The organism is Microbacterium sp. Se5.02b (assembly GCF_019464375.1).
GTDB lineage: Bacteria > Actinomycetota > Actinomycetes > Actinomycetales > Microbacteriaceae > Microbacterium.
On the sequence record NZ_CP080491.1, the window covers coordinates 39,500 to 54,415 of the forward strand.

21 protein-coding genes are annotated in these 14,916 nt (G+C 69.0%); 6 read left to right on the forward strand and 15 right to left on the reverse strand.

Features of this window, described 5'->3' with window-relative positions; all coding sequences use genetic code 11:
* Positions 1 to 70 precede the first annotated feature (70 nt).
* The 6 genes from K1X59_RS00220 to K1X59_RS00240 all read right to left on the reverse strand — a co-directional run bounded on the left by K1X59_RS00220 (position 71) and on the right by K1X59_RS00240 (position 3,563).
* The gene (locus K1X59_RS00220; RefSeq protein ID WP_220173809.1) at positions 71 to 874 is read right to left on the reverse strand and encodes an SDR family oxidoreductase; all 804 of its coding nucleotides are present in this window, start codon (positions 872 to 874) and stop codon (positions 71 to 73) included.
* Positions 871 to 1,026, reverse strand: coding sequence for a hypothetical protein (locus tag K1X59_RS00225; RefSeq protein WP_220173810.1), 156 nt, complete (start codon positions 1,024 to 1,026; stop codon positions 871 to 873). The genes K1X59_RS00220 and K1X59_RS00225 overlap by 4 nt, the downstream gene beginning before the upstream one ends.
* A gap of 50 nt (positions 1,027 to 1,076) precedes the next feature.
* Positions 1,077 to 1,370, reverse strand: a complete 294-nt coding sequence (locus K1X59_RS00230) for a MarR family transcriptional regulator (protein ID WP_220173811.1) — start codon at positions 1,368 to 1,370, stop codon at positions 1,077 to 1,079.
* 63 nt (positions 1,371 to 1,433) lie between these two features.
* On the reverse strand, positions 1,434 to 2,150 hold the full coding sequence (locus K1X59_RS00235; protein ID WP_309491610.1) for a methyltransferase: 717 nt from the start codon (positions 2,148 to 2,150) through the stop codon (positions 1,434 to 1,436).
* Positions 2,060 to 2,374: a hypothetical protein gene (locus K1X59_RS22250; RefSeq protein WP_309491611.1), complete on the reverse strand. Its 315-nt coding sequence runs from the start codon at positions 2,372 to 2,374 to the stop codon at positions 2,060 to 2,062. Before K1X59_RS22250 ends, K1X59_RS00235 begins: the two co-directional genes overlap by 91 nt.
* A gap of 40 nt (positions 2,375 to 2,414) precedes the next feature.
* Positions 2,415 to 3,563, reverse strand: coding sequence for a calcium:proton antiporter (locus K1X59_RS00240; protein WP_183152710.1), 1,149 nt, complete (start codon positions 3,561 to 3,563; stop codon positions 2,415 to 2,417).
* 180 nt (positions 3,564 to 3,743) lie between these two features.
* Here K1X59_RS00240 and K1X59_RS20505 point away from each other — a divergent pair, with 180 nt between their 5' ends.
* Together K1X59_RS20505 and K1X59_RS00245 are read left to right on the forward strand one after the other, a co-directional pair.
* Positions 3,744 to 3,878, forward strand: coding sequence for a hypothetical protein (locus K1X59_RS20505; protein WP_258566978.1), 135 nt, complete (start codon positions 3,744 to 3,746; stop codon positions 3,876 to 3,878).
* A 70-nt stretch (positions 3,879 to 3,948) separates the two neighbouring features.
* The gene (locus tag K1X59_RS00245; protein WP_183151423.1) at positions 3,949 to 4,194 is read left to right on the forward strand and encodes a hypothetical protein; all 246 of its coding nucleotides are present in this window, start codon (positions 3,949 to 3,951) and stop codon (positions 4,192 to 4,194) included.
* 336 nt (positions 4,195 to 4,530) lie between these two features.
* Here K1X59_RS00245 and K1X59_RS00250 read toward each other — a convergent pair whose 3' ends face one another.
* From K1X59_RS00250 to K1X59_RS00255, 3 genes are all read right to left on the reverse strand, one after another.
* Complete coding sequence (locus K1X59_RS00250; protein ID WP_183151424.1) at positions 4,531 to 5,715, reverse strand: zinc-dependent alcohol dehydrogenase; 1,185 nt, start codon at positions 5,713 to 5,715, stop codon at positions 4,531 to 4,533.
* A gap of 96 nt (positions 5,716 to 5,811) precedes the next feature.
* Positions 5,812 to 5,991 carry a hypothetical protein gene (locus K1X59_RS20510; protein ID WP_258566979.1) on the reverse strand — a complete coding sequence of 60 codons (180 nt, stop codon included), beginning with the start codon at positions 5,989 to 5,991 and terminating at the stop codon, positions 5,812 to 5,814.
* Positions 5,970 to 7,139 (reverse strand): cytochrome P450, encoded by a 1,170-nt coding sequence (locus K1X59_RS00255; protein ID WP_258566980.1) that lies wholly within the window; start codon positions 7,137 to 7,139, stop codon positions 5,970 to 5,972. The genes K1X59_RS20510 and K1X59_RS00255 overlap by 22 nt, the downstream gene beginning before the upstream one ends.
* Before the next feature lie 143 nt (positions 7,140 to 7,282).
* Between K1X59_RS00255 and K1X59_RS00260 the strand changes: the two genes are divergently transcribed.
* Positions 7,283 to 7,723, forward strand: coding sequence for an SRPBCC family protein (locus K1X59_RS00260; protein WP_220173812.1), 441 nt, complete (start codon positions 7,283 to 7,285; stop codon positions 7,721 to 7,723).
* Between the two features lie 33 nt (positions 7,724 to 7,756).
* On the opposite strand, the gene K1X59_RS00265 is transcribed toward K1X59_RS00260, so the two are convergent.
* Both K1X59_RS00265 and K1X59_RS00270 read right to left on the reverse strand, forming a co-directional pair.
* Positions 7,757 to 8,449: an aspartate/glutamate racemase family protein gene (locus K1X59_RS00265; RefSeq protein WP_183151426.1), complete on the reverse strand. Its 693-nt coding sequence runs from the start codon at positions 8,447 to 8,449 to the stop codon at positions 7,757 to 7,759.
* Between the two features lie 7 nt (positions 8,450 to 8,456).
* Positions 8,457 to 9,122: a hypothetical protein gene (locus K1X59_RS00270; protein WP_220173813.1), complete on the reverse strand. Its 666-nt coding sequence runs from the start codon at positions 9,120 to 9,122 to the stop codon at positions 8,457 to 8,459.
* Positions 9,123 to 9,192: 70 nt separating this feature from the next.
* Between K1X59_RS00270 and K1X59_RS00275 the strand changes: the two genes are divergently transcribed.
* On the forward strand, positions 9,193 to 9,486 hold the full coding sequence (locus K1X59_RS00275; RefSeq protein WP_220173814.1) for a hypothetical protein: 294 nt from the start codon (positions 9,193 to 9,195) through the stop codon (positions 9,484 to 9,486).
* Here the strand turns inward: K1X59_RS00275 and K1X59_RS00280 are convergent.
* Positions 9,473 to 11,047 (reverse strand): substrate-binding and VWA domain-containing protein, encoded by a 1,575-nt coding sequence (locus K1X59_RS00280; RefSeq protein ID WP_258566981.1) that lies wholly within the window; start codon positions 11,045 to 11,047, stop codon positions 9,473 to 9,475. The genes K1X59_RS00275 and K1X59_RS00280 overlap by 14 nt on opposite strands.
* A 294-nt stretch (positions 11,048 to 11,341) precedes the next feature.
* A complete protein-coding gene (locus K1X59_RS00285; protein WP_258566982.1) occupies positions 11,342 to 12,166 on the reverse strand; it encodes a shikimate 5-dehydrogenase in 825 nt (274 codons plus the stop codon).
* 500 nt (positions 12,167 to 12,666) lie between these two features.
* On the opposite strand from K1X59_RS00285, the gene K1X59_RS00290 reads away from it, so the two are divergent.
* A complete protein-coding gene (locus K1X59_RS00290; protein ID WP_017203899.1) occupies positions 12,667 to 12,873 on the forward strand; it encodes a cold-shock protein in 207 nt (68 codons plus the stop codon).
* 149 nt (positions 12,874 to 13,022) lie between these two features.
* On the opposite strand, the gene K1X59_RS00295 is transcribed toward K1X59_RS00290, so the two are convergent.
* Complete coding sequence (locus tag K1X59_RS00295) at positions 13,023 to 13,688, reverse strand: HAD hydrolase-like protein (protein WP_183151428.1); 666 nt, start codon at positions 13,686 to 13,688, stop codon at positions 13,023 to 13,025.
* Between the two features lie 144 nt (positions 13,689 to 13,832).
* Between K1X59_RS00295 and K1X59_RS00300 the strand changes: the two genes are divergently transcribed.
* Positions 13,833 to 14,144 (forward strand): response regulator, encoded by a 312-nt coding sequence (locus K1X59_RS00300; RefSeq protein WP_183151429.1) that lies wholly within the window; start codon positions 13,833 to 13,835, stop codon positions 14,142 to 14,144.
* A gap of 42 nt (positions 14,145 to 14,186) precedes the next feature.
* On the opposite strand, the gene nucS is transcribed toward K1X59_RS00300, so the two are convergent.
* The gene (nucS, locus tag K1X59_RS00305) at positions 14,187 to 14,882 is read right to left on the reverse strand and encodes an endonuclease NucS (RefSeq protein WP_183151430.1); all 696 of its coding nucleotides are present in this window, start codon (positions 14,880 to 14,882) and stop codon (positions 14,187 to 14,189) included.
* Positions 14,883 to 14,916 lie beyond the last annotated feature (34 nt).

The following is a 14,916-nucleotide window of genomic DNA, read 5'->3' on the forward strand; positions in this document are numbered from 1 at the left end:
AATAAGGAACGGGTGCGGGATACGACGAAGGCCCGGTCCGCCGCGGTCCGGGCCTTCGTCGGGGCGTGTCTCAACCCTGCGAGGCGTCGTTCCACGACCAGATGTCGTCGCCGCGGAGCACGGCGTCGGCACCGCCGTCGCAGTAGATGGTCTGACCGGCCATGTGGGTGTTCGCCGGACTCGTGAGCCACACCAGCAGTTCCGCGATCGATGATGCGGGCTGGTGGTAGTTGAGGGGCATCGGCACGGCGGCATCCACCTGAGCCAGGCCCTCGGGGCTCGCGAGCAGGCCGGCGGTCATGGCCGTGGTGACCGTGCCGGGTGCGACGGCGTTGAGCGGGATGCCCGCCCCGGCCCACGCGGGCGTGACCGACTCTCGGCGGACCCACCGCGACACCGCGCGCTTGCTCGACGAGTAGTTGAGGAAGCCGGCCTCGGGCGTCGCGGCGAGCTGGTCGCCGATCTCCAACGCTCGTGCCTCGTCGCCGTCGAGCGCGGCATCGACGAGCGCGGCCGACACGGGCTGCAGGGAGGCCATGGACGACACCACCGCAGCCCTCGGCTGATCGGCGAGGCTCAGCGTCGGCTGCAGCGCGGTCAGGAACTCGGTGACGCCGAAGTAGTTGATCGCCATCGTCTTCGCGATCGGCGCGGCGATCCCCGCACAGGCGATCACGGCGTCGATGCTGCCGCCAGCCGCGTCGATCGCCGCCTCCGCTGCGGCCGTGCGGCCGTCCGGGGTCGACAGGTCTCCCTCGACCTCGGTGCCGGCGAGGTCCACGCCGACCACGGTGTGGCCCTGCGCGCGGAGCAGCTGCGTCGTGGCGGCACCGATGCCGGATGCGGCGCCGGTGACGATGTAGGTACGTGTCATGTTTCCTCCTTGTGGGTGGGCGCCCGATCAGGCGTCGTCATGGGGTCGTGCGGGTGTGTCGTCCGCGAGAGGGCCGCGACGAACCGGACGAGCTGCGCACGGAACTGCTCGACCTCCTGAGGCGTCCAGTCCGTGACGGCGTCATCGACCATGCGATGCCCTGCCGCCACGAGGCGCGCGTACGCCCGGGCTCCGGCATCCGTCAGCCGCACCTCGACCGTGCGTCCCGAACGCACGCGCTCGACGACCCCTGGGTCTCCAGCCGAGTGACGAGCTTGGATGTGGTCGGGCGCGACATCGAGGCGCGCTCGGACAACGCGGTGAAGCCCATCGCACCCCCGCTGAGTCCGAGCAGGTAGACCGCACGGATGCCCGTCGGGTCGAGCGCGACACCGACGCCGTCGGCGATCTGCGCCTGGACATCGCTCTCCGTCCATTCGGAGACCACTCGCACGAGTGCGACGTGGATGCCCGCGACACCGTCAGCGACTGTCATACCGCCAGTGTACGCCGATAGTTGCCTGAGGCAACTGAGGAGGCGACTTCTGCTGACCTCGACTCAGACGTCGGACGAGACCGACTCCTCGTGCGCGCCCTCCGACGCAGCGAGTGGGCGCCGTGGCAGCCAGCAGGCGACGCGGTCTCGGTACGCCAGGAACGCCGAGCCGAAACGCTCCTCGAGGTCTGCCTCTTCGAGTGGTCGCACGACCGTGTTCCAGACCAGAGAGCCACAGAGGGCGTAGACGACCACGAGCCACGAGCCTGCCATGACCCCGATCGCCATCGGATTCCGGACGAACCGGTAGGGACCGGAGATCACGAGTCGACGCGGCATCGACGACGGGAGGGGCGTGCCCGCTCCCTGCACCGACATCGCGGCAGACGACCAGGTCGAGAGGGCGAGCGCTGCCGCGAACAGGGCCGCGCCGCCGATGCGCAGAGCTGGCGGGAAGGCGACGTGCAGTCCCCACCGCAGCTCCAGCACGACGATGACGGCGGGCAGCGCGAGCAGGAAGATCGCCGAGAACACCACAGTCTGGAGCGTGGCCTTCGACACGAGCGCGCGGGTGTTCATCGGCGGAGCCGACCGGAAGCGGAACGGCCCGATCAGCAGCCAGTTCGACGGCACCCTCCCGACGAGCACGAGAATCGCCGCGCCCGTCGAGCCCGCTGCCGCAGCCACCATCAGCAGTGCGCCCCAGCCCGCGGTCGCCGTGACCGTCGCGTACAGACCCATCCCGATGGCGACCAGCAGCGTCCAGGGGCGGCGATCCATGCCGCGCGCCGCACGCCGAGCGCCACCAGCGCCGACGCCACCACGAAGAGAGGGATGTCCGCGACGGCGAGCAGCCGCGGATCGAGGGTGCCGAGCGTCGCCGTACGCACGTCAGGCACCGTGAAGACCGCGATCCACCACGCGACGCCCGCCAGTGCCTGACCGGCGAAGTAGAGGCGTCCCCAGGTCACGGCCGACGTCGATGCGAGCCGGCTCCCCCTCATAGCGGCAAGTCTAGGTCGCCGGGGCGGGGGCACGAGAGTGTCAGCTGAACAGCACGACGACGTAGATGGCGAAGGTCACCAGGTGTGCCGCGCCGTGCATGGCCGTCACGCGTTTCGCGGCGAACGTCGTCACCGAGAGCAGCAGCGTGACGCCCAGCATCAGCAGATTCGCCGGAGACTCGGCCAGCACCACGGTCTGGCCCGTCGCGATGCCGATCACCAGCACGGCGGGGATCGTCAGCCCCACGGTCGACACCAGGGCGCCGTGGCAGAGATTGACGACGCGCTGCACCTCGCCGCCGAGCGCGGCACGGACGGCGGTGATCGACTCCGGCAGGAACACGATGCCCGCGATGAGGACTCCCGCGAGGGCGACCGGAGCGCCGAGGCGACCGAGGCCGTCGTCGAGCAGCGCCGCCATGTCGTGCGACAGCAGCACGATCGGGATCACGGTCACCACCAGAAGCGCGAGGCGGACGATCACCTCGGTGCGGTGTGCGGCCAGCACCTGCCGGATGCCGGTTCGCTCCTCCTCCTGCGCGCGCGGCGACCGCTGCGGCGACAGCGGCTCGACCTCGGTGAAGTCGCCCGCCTGCGCGCCCATCTGCCGGAACAGGAAGAAGGCGTAGAGCACGAGCGTCAGGATGACGATCGGGACCTCCTGCGCGGTGGCGTATGAGCCGTCGACGCCGATCAGCGCTGGCAGGCCGAACGCGAGAGCCACGAGCACCACCAGCATCGACAGGTACGCGGATGTGCCGGTGCGGTTGTGCGTCATGCCACGGTGACGCATGCCGCCGAGAAGGAGCGCGAGACCGATGACGAGGTTCAGGATGATCATCGCGACGGCCATCACCGAATCGCGGGCGATCGTCGCATGCTCACCGGGTCCGAGCATGACCGCCGAGATCAGGATGACCTCGATCAGGACGATGGAGAGCGTCAGGACGAGCGAGCCGTAGGGATCGCCGAGACGATGTGCGAGAGCCTCGGCCTGCGTGACCACGCCGAACGCGCACACGAGTATCACCGCGACGATCACCGCGAGCGCGATGACGAGGACCGGAGCGGGCACGGGCGGCTCCAGCAGCGGGTGCAGGATCAGGAGCGCGGCGAACGCTCCCCATCCGAGAACGATGCGGGCGACGTCCTTGACGCCGATCAACTGCTTCACTTCTGCGCGGGACATGGGCGGACTCCTGGAGTCGGGGCCGTCCCCGGTCTGAATCTCCCGCCGGAGGTCGTCCTCCGTGGTCAGCGAATACTCCAGCCTAGCAAATATTTCCCGGTCAGAGGGAAATTTGACTTCCCTCTGGGGCGGGCTATGGTCGGAGGTTACGCCAGCCAGCACAAGGGGAAGCGAGTAACCATGTCCGGGAAGTCCATCCAGGGTAAGGCCAGCAAGAAGGCGCCGCAGCTCACGCTCAAGGAGAAGCGGGCCGCGAAGCGCGAGAAGAACGCACCAGACGAGTTCCTGAAGCCGCGCAAGGGAGCGAAGGGCTGAGCGAACTCCCCCGGTGGGTGCGTCGACGTGCGCGTCCGGCGTACCCACCGGTCCCAGCTACCTTCCCTTCGTGCGCGTGTCAACGGTGCTGCGTCGCGACGGCATCCGCCGGACGCTGGAGTCTCCCGACGAGAAGGAGGTCACGATGTCGAATCCCGATGTGTACCCGACCGATGCCGAGCAGCCTGAGACGCAGGGCGACGACCCGGTCGAGGCCGAGCTCGGCGAAGACGGCCAGGGCGATATCGCGCCCGAGGACGAGGGCGGTGGCCACAGCGGCGACGCGCCGACCGACCTGAGGGACGGGTCAGAATGAGCGGCATCGACGATCAGGGTCAGCACTCCGAGAACGTGTCGTCCCCCGCTGACGGCGATGCGCACGGACGGATCGCCGAGCACCTCGCCGAGCGCGGCGGTGACGCGGCCGCGACCTCGGGGAGGTCCCTGCGGGAGGAGCGGGAGCCGATTCGGGTGCGGCGGAGGCCGTCGGCGTCGAGCGCGGATCGCGATCATCCGTGCCCGACGAGTCGACGCACAACGACGAACCCGGCATCGGCACCCGGCGTCCCGACGTCGACGAGGCGAACCGCGACGTGGGCGACCCCGGCGCGAACGCCTGAGGCCACCCCCGCCGAGGACTCACGCGGTCGACTCACACTGTCGAGGGGTGCAGCACCACCTTGATGCAGCCGTCCTCCTTCTGCTGGAACGTGCGGTAGAGCCCGGGGGCATCGTCGAGGGGTGCGTTGTGGGTCGTGAGGTCCATCACTCCGAGCGGATCGGCGATGTCCTCGACGAGCGGCACCAGGTCGTCGACCCAGTGCTTCACGTTGCACTGCCCCATCCGCAGAGTGATCTGCTTGTCGAACAGGGTCTTCATCGGCATGATGTCGGCATCGCCCGCGTACACGCCGCTCAGCGACACGGTGCCGCCGCGGCGGACCACATCGATCGATGCGTACACGGCGGCGAGCCGGTCGACGCCGACCTTGTCGAGCACCTGGCGCGCCGCAGGATCCGGCAGCAGCCCCACCGCCTTCTGCACGAACTCGACGCCCGAGTTGCCGTGCGCCTCGAGGCCGACGGCATCCACCACGGAGTCCGCGCCACGCCCCTCGGTCAGATCGCGCAGCTCCTCCACGATCGTGTCGGTGAGGTCGAAGGTCTCGATCCCGTGGCGCTCGGCCATCGCGCGGCGCTCGGGCACCGGATCGACCGCGAGCACCCGATAGCCGCGGTGTCGCCCGATCCGTGACACGAACTGCCCCACCGGCCCGAGACCCATCACCGCGAGCGTGCCGCCTTCCGGGACCTGGGCGTACTCGACGCCCTGCCAGGCCGTGGGGAGGATGTCGCTGAGGAAGAGGTACCGTTCGTCCGGCAGGTCGGGGCCGACCGGGATGTGGTTGTAGTCCGCGAGCGGTACGCGCAGGTACTCCGCCTGCCCGCCGGGCACCTGGCCATACAGCTTGGTGTAACCGAACAGCGCGGCGCCGCTGCCGTATTCCCGCACCTGCGTCGTCTCGCACTGCGACTGGAACCCGCGCCGACAGAGGAAGCATTCGCCGCACGCGATGTTGAACGGGATCACGACGCGGTCGCCCACCGACAGACTCGTCACGTTCGCGCCGACCTCCACGACGACGCCCATCGGCTCATGGCCGAGAATGTCGCCGCGGTCGAGGAAGGGCCCGAGCAGTTCGTACAGATGCAGGTCCGAGCCGCAGATCGCGGACGAGGTGATGCGGATGATCGCATCCTCGGGCTGCTGGATCACCGGGTCGGGAACCTCCTCGACCGTCACCGTGCGCTTGCCCTGCCAGGTCAGTGCCTTCATGGCGTCCTCCGCTCGTGTCGTCGTCCGCCCCACGGTCGTCGCCGATGTGGATCCCGCCTACCCGGTTGACAGGTGCCTCCGGGCATGCGCCCCCGCTCAGTGGAACGGGCAGCCTCGTCCGGAGCCGGCGGCGCGTACGCGTCCGCCGGATGCGGGCTTGGTCGGCAGGCGGCGGCGGTTCACGTCGAGGCCGTCGTCGAGGATCCGGAGTCGCGGATCGCTCAGCACGGCGATCGCGGCAGACAGCCCCGCGATCACGAGCTTCTCCCTGGGCATCGATGACCGGTCGCGACCTCGGCACCACCCTGCGGGATGAACGTGCGCAGCGACTCGTAGTCGTCGACGTCGGTGAACCGCTCGGGGGCGAACCGGTGCGGATGTGCCCAGGATTGCTCGTCGGTGTTCGTGCCGAGGATGTCGAGCACCACCCGTCCGCCCGCGGGAACCCGCACCTCGCCGATCTCGATGTCGGCGATCGCGCGCCCGGGGAGCATCGGCACGAACAGCGCCGTCCGGCGGACCTCCTGCGCGAACATCGTGGCGAGGGTGCCGCCCACCAGCGCTCCACGCTCTTCCGTCTCCGCGGCGATGCGCGCGCGCCACTCCGGGCGGTCGTGCAGCTCCTTGGCGGCGAACGCCACGAACCGGGCCGCAGCGATCATGGGACGGATGCTGTTCTGCAGCTCGATGCCGGCGACCCGCGAAGGGAGGAGTTCGCCGTCCGGAGCGCGGTGCGCCGACCACAGCGCGAGCGCCGTCCCCTCCTGGGCATCCAGCGAGCCGGCGCGGACGGCCTCGATGAGACGCTGCGCGTGCCGGTCCGACCACACTCGGTTCAGGGCGGCCGCGAGGTACTCCGGCGAGTAGGGAACGCCGAAGCCGTCGACGATCTGCGCGAGTCGCGCCGACCACCGTGTCTTCGCTCCCGGGGTCCCTGGCAGGCCCGCCCATCCCATGATCGCGCGGCCGAAGGCCCCGATCGCGGCGTCGTACGCGCTGCGGGTACCGTCGCGAAGCCACTCTTCGCGCTCGACCGCCCACTCCCTCTCGAGCCACGGTGTGAGCCGCCCGACCTGCGCGTCTTCGTAGGCGACCTCGACGAACGTGGCTTTGCGGTGTCGGTGGGCCTCGCCGTCCAGGCTGTGCACAGAGCCGTGACCGAACAGCGTCTCCTGCACGAGGGCCGGCATGGCGCCGTGACGCACGATACGGGACTCGTCGTAGAACAGCTCGACGCCCTCCGCGCCCCGCACGAACGCCGTGTCGTCGCCGAGGAGCCGCATCGGAGCCGACCGCGCTCCGGACTGCGCTCGCCGCCAGATGCGCTCGCCGAAGTCGTAGCCGCGGGTGAGGAGCGTCGGGGCATCGTCGTGCACGATCGCGTCGACCGCGCGCGACACTCGGGAGGTCAGTCTCTGGAACATCCTCCGACCGTGCCAGGAGCTGTGACAGTGCTCCAGGGGGGAGCGTTCGCGATCCGGATGTGGTATCCGGATCGACGCTGCGTGTGTCAAGCACCTGCTGCGAAGAGACCGTGTCGTCCAGGATGGCGGTGGATGGAGGAACCATGACGCGCAACACCCGAGAGATGGCGTGCACCACCGATGACGTGTTCCGGGTGCTCGCGAACGGCTGGCTCTACCCCGCGTGGGTGGTCGGAGCCTCCCGCATGCGCGATGTCGACGAGTCCTGGCCGGAACCCGGCGCGCAGCTGCACCATTCGGTCGGCGTCTGGCCGGCGCTGCTCGACGACACGACCGAGGTTCTGGAGTGGGATCCCCCTCGCGGCATCGTGCTCCGTGCGCGTGGCTGGCCGATGGGTGAGGCGCAGGTCACACTGCGGGCACGGACGACTCCCGCCGGGTGCCAGGTCCGCATCGACGAGGAGCCCGTGAAGGGGCCGGCCGCGCTGATCCCGCGACTGTTCACGGCGCCGATGCTGCGCTGGCGCAACGCCGAGACACTTCATCGACTCGCCTACCTCGCCGAGGGGCGCGCGGAGTCGTGAACCACGGCTGAGCGGTCGTCCGGGTCAGCGACCTCATGCGCTGAGCGCGAGAGCGACGGCCGCCTCGACGTGCAGGGCGGTCGTGGGGAACACGGGGACCGGCGCGTCCTCCGCCGAGACGAGAAGCTCGATCTCCGTGCATCCGAGCACCACACCCTCGGCACCCCGCAGCACGAGACGCTCCATCACGTCGACGTACCGCCGTCGCGAGTCGTCGCTGATGATGCCGTGCACGAGTTCCTCGTAGATCACCCGGTGAACGATGGCACGATCCTCCGCGTCGGGCACGATCGTGTGGATGCCGTGTGCGGCGAGCCGATCCGCATAGAACGGCTGCTCCATCGTGAACGCGGTGCCGAGCAGCCCGACCGTCGCGAGACCGGACGCACGGATGGCCTCGCCCGCGGGATCCGCGATGTGCAGGAAGGGGATGCTCACGGCGGCCTCGATCCGATCCGCCACCAGGTGCATCGTGTTGGTGGCGAGCACGAGCAGTTCGGCTCCCATGCCCTGAAGCGCTGCGGCGCGGTCGGCGAGGAGACCGCCCGCGGCGTCCCAGTCGCCGCGAGCCTGCATCGCCTCGATCTCGGCGAAGTCGAGCGAGTCCAGCACGATGCGCGCGGAATGATGCCCGCCGAGCTGTGCGTGCACGCGCTCGTTCGCCAGCCGGTACCACTCCAGCGAGGACTCCCAGCTCATGCCGCCGAGCACTCCGATGGTCTTCATCGCGACGTCACTCCCCCGCGCCGTCCTTGAACTGCCGCTCCCAATCCCGCAGCTCGGAGCGGCCGATCAGCGAGTCGAGCGACACCTGGAACAGCAGCCCCTTGCGGGCGTTGACCTGCTTGATGTTGTCGACGATCTGCGTCGTGAGGCCGGCGAGGGCCTCGCGCACCTCGTCGACACGCTCCTGCGGTGAATCCCACAGGTCGGGTCGGGTGAGCAGGTCGAGCAGGTAGTCGGGTTCGAGTGCCGCGACGAGCCGGGCGAGCTTGTCGGCGTACTCGGCTTCGGCGAGCATGACCTGGTCTGCTTCGGCCTTGGCGTCGAGCCGCACGAAGAGCTGCTCGACGTGGGAGGCGAGCATGTCGATCGCCGCCGCGGTCTCCGCCGCGACCGTGTCGCCCTGGAGGGTCGCATAGTCGACGCGCAGTTCGCGCAGCCGGTTCACACGCAGGCGGATGGCCGGAGGCAACGGGTCCGCGGTGGCGACCGCCTTCGGTGTGCGGCGCCGGCGGAGGAAGAGGACGATGGCGGTACCGGCGGCTGCGGCGAGGACGACGCCTCCGATGACGACGGGAAGGATCGCATCTCCCGCTCCCCCGCGGTCTCCCCGGCGACGAGGGCGCCTCGTCGACGATCTGCTGCACCGTCTCGACGAGGGCGGACTGCGTGTCACCACCGGCCGCTGCCTCGTTCTCGTTGGCGATCCGCAGCACGTCGTTGCTGTCGATCACCGTGGAGCCCGCTTGCAGATCGTCCCCGACGGCGAGCACCACGGTCGTCTGCGGCACCCGCTCGCTGAGCCGGTCCAGCAGTTCGAGGTCGTAGACGGCGGCCAGGTCGGCATCCTCCGGAAGCACCACGACGGCGATCGTCCGGTCTCCCGGCACGGCGGCCGTCAGCGCCTCGGTCAGCGCTGCCTGCCCCTGCACGCCGGGCGCGACGTAGACGTCGCCGGACTGAAGCGCCGCGATCGCGTCGGTCACCCCGCTCGGGTCGGATGCGGTGGTGCTGATCATCCTCACCTCAGAAGTTGTTGATCACGGAGGCGAACACGAGGTCGATGCGCTCGGCGTCGGAGGCGTCGAACATCTGCCCCCCTGTGGCGTCCGCGATCCGCTGCAGCGCCGAGGTGTCGGCGCCCTCGCCGTAAGCGATGGGGAAGATGCGGACCGGGGCATCGGTGCCGCCCTCTTTCGTGCTCTTGCCGATCTTCGCGATCAGCGAGTCGAGTGAGGTCGTCGAGTCGGTGTCCTCCCCGTCGGACAGCACCACGATGGCGTTGATGCGTCCGGGTTCGGCGCGCTCGCCCATGGCCTCGTACGCGGTGAGGATCGCGTCGTACAGCGGAGTCCCGTTGCGCTGCGCGTACCGCAGATCGTCGAGCGAGGAGTCGAGCTTCTCGCCGTCCGACCCGAGCGCCGACACGTCGCGCAGCACCTGGATGCCGTCGCCCTCGTCGGACTCGACCCCGGTCGTGAAGGCCCAGACGCCGACCTCGTCGGTCGACCGGAAGTGGTCGAGTGTGGTCTGTGCTCCCTCGATCGCCCCGTCGAGCCGCGAGCGTCCGTCGCCGATCGGGTCATCCATCGACCCGGAGATGTCGATGAGCTCGAGCACGGACGAGGGCTTGCGCACCTGCGTCCACTGGTCGATCGCGGTCGAGATGACATCCACGTCGGGCTTGGGCAGTGTCACGGTGGGCTGCGCAGGGTCGACGCCGAAGTTGGCGGTGAAGAGGTCGCCGAGGGCGACGGACTCGTCGAGCGGGCGGAAGCCGTATTCGGGGAGGATCTGCTGGGCCGGCGTGGTCTGCAGGAAGGCTGCGAACGCCTCGCCGGCGGTGCGCTGCTCGGGGGTGATCCAGTCTGCGCCGAGCACCGTGACCGGGTTGTCGGACCACATCGAGCCGCCGGAGGGATACACGGCGACGAGCTTGGTCTTCGGCGGTGTCAGCGTCTCTCCCGGCTGCACGGTGTGCGAGTCGGGGTTCCCCTTGTTGTAGTTGAGCAGCGACGTCTCCTCGAGCGCGACGGCCGAGACGTAGGCCGAGCCGTTGGCGCCGTTCTGCGTTTCGTCATACAGGGTCGAGAGCACGTTGCCGGTCGTGTCGCCGTAGTGGATCACGCACTCCTCGAACACCCGGGAGAAGTCCTCGGCAGCGTCCACGTCGTCACCGGTGAGTCCCTCCGACTTGCCCGAGGCCTCGTACGACTGCATGAGGATGGTCGACAGCCCGGTCGTCGAGGTGTTCGGGTTCGTCTTGGAGATCTTGAACGCGCCCCAGATGTCCTTGCCGACGCTCCCCCAACCCTCGGGGTTCTGGCACAGGCCCTCGAGGTCGGTGATGCTGATGGGGGTGTCCGGCCACCCCAGCGCCTTGGCCATCGGCTCGGGCATCCCGAACACGACAGGGGTGCGCGTGAACGAGGCGGGTTCGCCGACGAGGTTCGCCGAGGCGGCGGCCGCGACACGGTCGGTCCACACCGTCGATGCGGGCGACCACAGTGTCGGCCACAGGGCACGATCGTCGCTGGGCCAGTCGTCGCCGGAGGTGAGGTAGCGGGCGGCGTTGCCGGAGGAGACGTTCGTCGGGCGCACCGTCGCGCACGTGTCGAGCCCTCGTGCTCGGGAGAATCCTTGAACGCGGTCGCGAGCTCGTCGAGCATGTTGACCTTCTCCGACGAGGTCGCCACCGTGATGTGGGTGCAGCCGTCGTCGGGGAACCCCTGCCCTGCCTCGGGCTCCGGATCTTCTCCCCGCCCGTGCAGGCCGCCAGAACCAGTGCGGCGATGGCTGCTGTGGCCAACGCGGCGGGTGTTCGCCGGTACAGGGTCCTTCGTGCGGTGCGAGGCGCGCTCATGCGCCTAGGCTACCCAGGTATCGGCCCGGTGATCACGCGGTTCCTGCGCGCATGAACTCCTCGGCGGCACGCACCTGTTCCCTGGAGGGGCGGATACCCGTGTAGAGGACGAACTGCTCGAGCGCCTGCAGTGTCGCCACCTCTGCGCCGGTGATCACGGTCTTTCCTGCGGCGCGACCAGCGGCGATCAGCGGCGTCTCGGCAGGAAGGGCCACCACGTCGAAGACCACCGAAGCCGCGGCGATCGTCTCGGTCGCGAAAGCCAGCGCGCCCTCGTCCGCTCCGCCGGCCATCCCGATCGGGGTGACGTTGACCAGGACGTCCGCGGTCGCGCCGCCGACTTCCGGCCGCCACGCGAATGCGTAAAGATCTGCCAGCGCGCGACCGCTCGTCTCGTTGCGGGCGACGACGGTGACGTGCGCGAACCCGGCGTCGCGGAAGGCGGCTGCGGTGGCCTTCGCCATGCCGCCGGAGCCGCGCAGCAGCACGGACGCGGCGGGGTCGAGGCCGGAGCGCTCGATCAGCTGCACGATCGCGGAGTAGTCGGTGTTGTAGGCGGTGAGAACGCCGGCGTCGTTCACGATCGTGTTGACCGAATCGATGGCCTGCGCAGACGGGTCCATCCGATCGACGAGCGCGATCACGTCTTCCTTGTAGGGCATCGAGATCGCGCAGCCGCGGATGTCGAGTCCGCGCACGCCGGCGATGGCCAGTCGAAGGTCGGTCGGAGCGAAGGCCTTGTAGATCCAGTTCAGGCCGAGCGCCTCGTAGAGGTGGTTGTGGAACCGTGTCCCGTTGTTGCTCGGTCGAGCGGACAGCGAGATGCACAGGGTCATGTCCTTGTTGAGCAGCGTCACCGCATCAGGGTACTCGCGTGCCGCGCGAGTCCTCCCCTATGGTGAAGGTGCATGCACAAGGGGATTGATCGTCTCCGTCTCTCCCCAGGAGACGGACGGCCCACCCCAGGGGCAAGACGATCCGTGCATGCGATTGGGCCCTCTCGAGTAGTTCAGTCCCCAATGGGCTACTCGAGGGGGCCGCTATCGTCATCCTCCCACCGATTTTCGGATTTGTCCCCCAAAAGGGGGACAAGGCCTCCGAAAAGGAGCTAGGCTGTTTCTGACGCACCCTCCGGTCGTCTTCGGCCCTCATCGCTCCCCCCGCGGTGAGGGCCACACCATTTTCCGGGTGACTCCGCCCCCTCGCCGCGACTCCGCCACGTGACGGCCGTGTAGCGCTCGTGCAACATTTGGATTACCTTCTCGCCGCCGCTATTCCCCTCGGGGCCTCCTCCACTAGCGTTAGCGATGTCGGGGCATCCCTGCGTCGGCTTTTTACCCAGCAGAACAGGCAGTACATGAGCACCCAGGGCACGGTCAAGTGGTTCAACTCGGAGAAGGGCTTCGGCTTCATCTCCCCCGACGACGGAGGCGCTGACGTCTTCGCGCACTACTCCGCCATCCAGTCATCCGGCTACCGGTCTCTCGAAGAGAACCAGCGAGTCGAGTTCGATGTGGCACAGGGTCCGAAAGGCCTTCAGGCAGAGAACATTCGCCCCGTCTGAGACGGGCGAGACACGGAACTCCCCGACCGGAGCGCGCCTCTCGCGCGACATCCGGCGGGGAGTTCTGTGCTTCGTGCGGGTCGATGAGGCCTCGCGCGTGGCCTGAGCACCGCTTCGACACGGCCCGTGCGGGGGCGGCGGACAGCGGATCAGTCGAGGAGGAGTCCTCGGAGCTCGTCGACCGTGGAGACGCGGAACGCGGCATCGTCTCCTTCGTGGTGATCGCTGAAGCCCCAGTCGACGAAGATGACGGGCACGCCGTTCGCCAGGCCGCCCTCGACGTCATGGTGGCGGTCGCCGACGAGCACGGGCCGTGCCGTGTCAGCCCCGAGCTCACCGAGGCGGCGCAGGGCCTCGGCGACGATGTCGGTCTTCGAGGCGAGGGTCGACTCGTCGGGCGTCGCGCCCACGGTCGTGAGGAAGGCGGGGCGGAGGCCGAAGTGGTCAACCAGCGCGTCGACCTGGTTCTCCGGCTTCGAACTGGCGGTCGCCTGCGGCACGCCGGCGGCGTGCAGATCGTGGATGAGCTCGGTGACGCCGGGGTAGGTCGCGACATCGGTCGTGTACCCGTCGGCCTTGCCGAGAGTGCGGTAGAAGGCCACCGCCTCCGCTGACTGCTCCGGCGTCATCCCCGCCTGGTCCTGGAACGACTGGAACATGGGAGGCCCGATCCAGTGCACCAGCTCCTCGCGCGTGGGTGCCGGGTGCCCGAAGTGCGTGAGCGCGACGTTCAACCGGCGGAGGATGCCGACGGAGGCGTCGACGATCGTGCCGTCGACGTCCCAGAGCACGCAGGAGAAGGGGGAGTGGGGCATGCCTCCAGCCTAGGGTCACGCGGGAGGGTGATCACTCACCCTGCACAGGTGTGCAGGGTGCTATCTTCTCCACACCTTACGTGAATGCGTTGTGTCCCCATATAAGGTCGTGACAACGGCGGGTGAGCGGGTGAGAATGGGGGGATGTACGTGTCGATGGAAGTCATCACGATGCTGGCGACAGCGGCGACACTGCTGGTGGCGATCGTCAGCGGCTTCGGGTGGATGATCACTCGGATGGACGCGCGGTTCGCTGCGCAGGACGCGAAGTACGAGGCGCGCTTCGACAGGATCGACGACCGGTTCGACCGTGTCGACGACAGGTTCGACCGCGTCGACGACAGGTTCGACAGGCTGGAGAAGCGGATCCACAGCATCGAGCTCGAGATGACCGGGGTGAGGGTCGCGGTCGCGCGGCTCGAGGGGCCGACCCCGAGGCTGATGATGGTGCGCTGACCGCTCGGGACCGGGGAGGCGACGGGGGAGGACGACTGCGGCTCAGAACAGACGGGGGATGCCCGACTCGATCCCCTTCATGTCGTCGTAGTCGAGGACGAGGCAACGGATGCCGCGGTCCTCGGCCAGTACACGTGCCTGCGGCTTGATCTCCTGCGCGGCGAAGACGCCCTGCACGGGGGCGAGGTGAGGGTCGCGCCCGAGCAATTCGAGGTAGCGGGTCAGCTGCTCGACGCCGTCGATGTCGCCGCGGCGCTTGATCTCGACCGCGATGGCGGCACCTTCGGCATCGCGCACGAGCAGGTCGACCGGTCCGATCGCGGTCGGGTATTCGCGGCGCACGAGGGTCGCACCCTCGGAGATGCGATCCACCTGCTCGGCGAGCAGCCGCTGCAGATCGGCCTCGACGCCGTCCTTCTGCAGTCCGGGGTCGACGCCGAGCTCGTGGGACGTGTCGTGGATGATCTCGTAGATCTGCACCCGCAGCGCATCGCCGGTCTTCTTGTGCGTGACGCGCCACACCTCGACGACGCCGGCGCTCGACTCCTCCTCGCCCGGCTCCTCGCTCGACAGCGAGCAGGGCGGGCTCATCCAGTTCAACGGCTTGTAGCTGCCGCCGTCGGAGTGCACGAGCAGACTCCCGTCGCCCTTGTGCACGAGCAGACGCGTGGCGAGCGGGAGATGGGCATTGAGCCGACCGGTGTAGTCGACCGAGCAGCGGGCGATGACGAGACGCACCCGTCGAGCCTACTTCGTCGGAGTCCCATTGTTC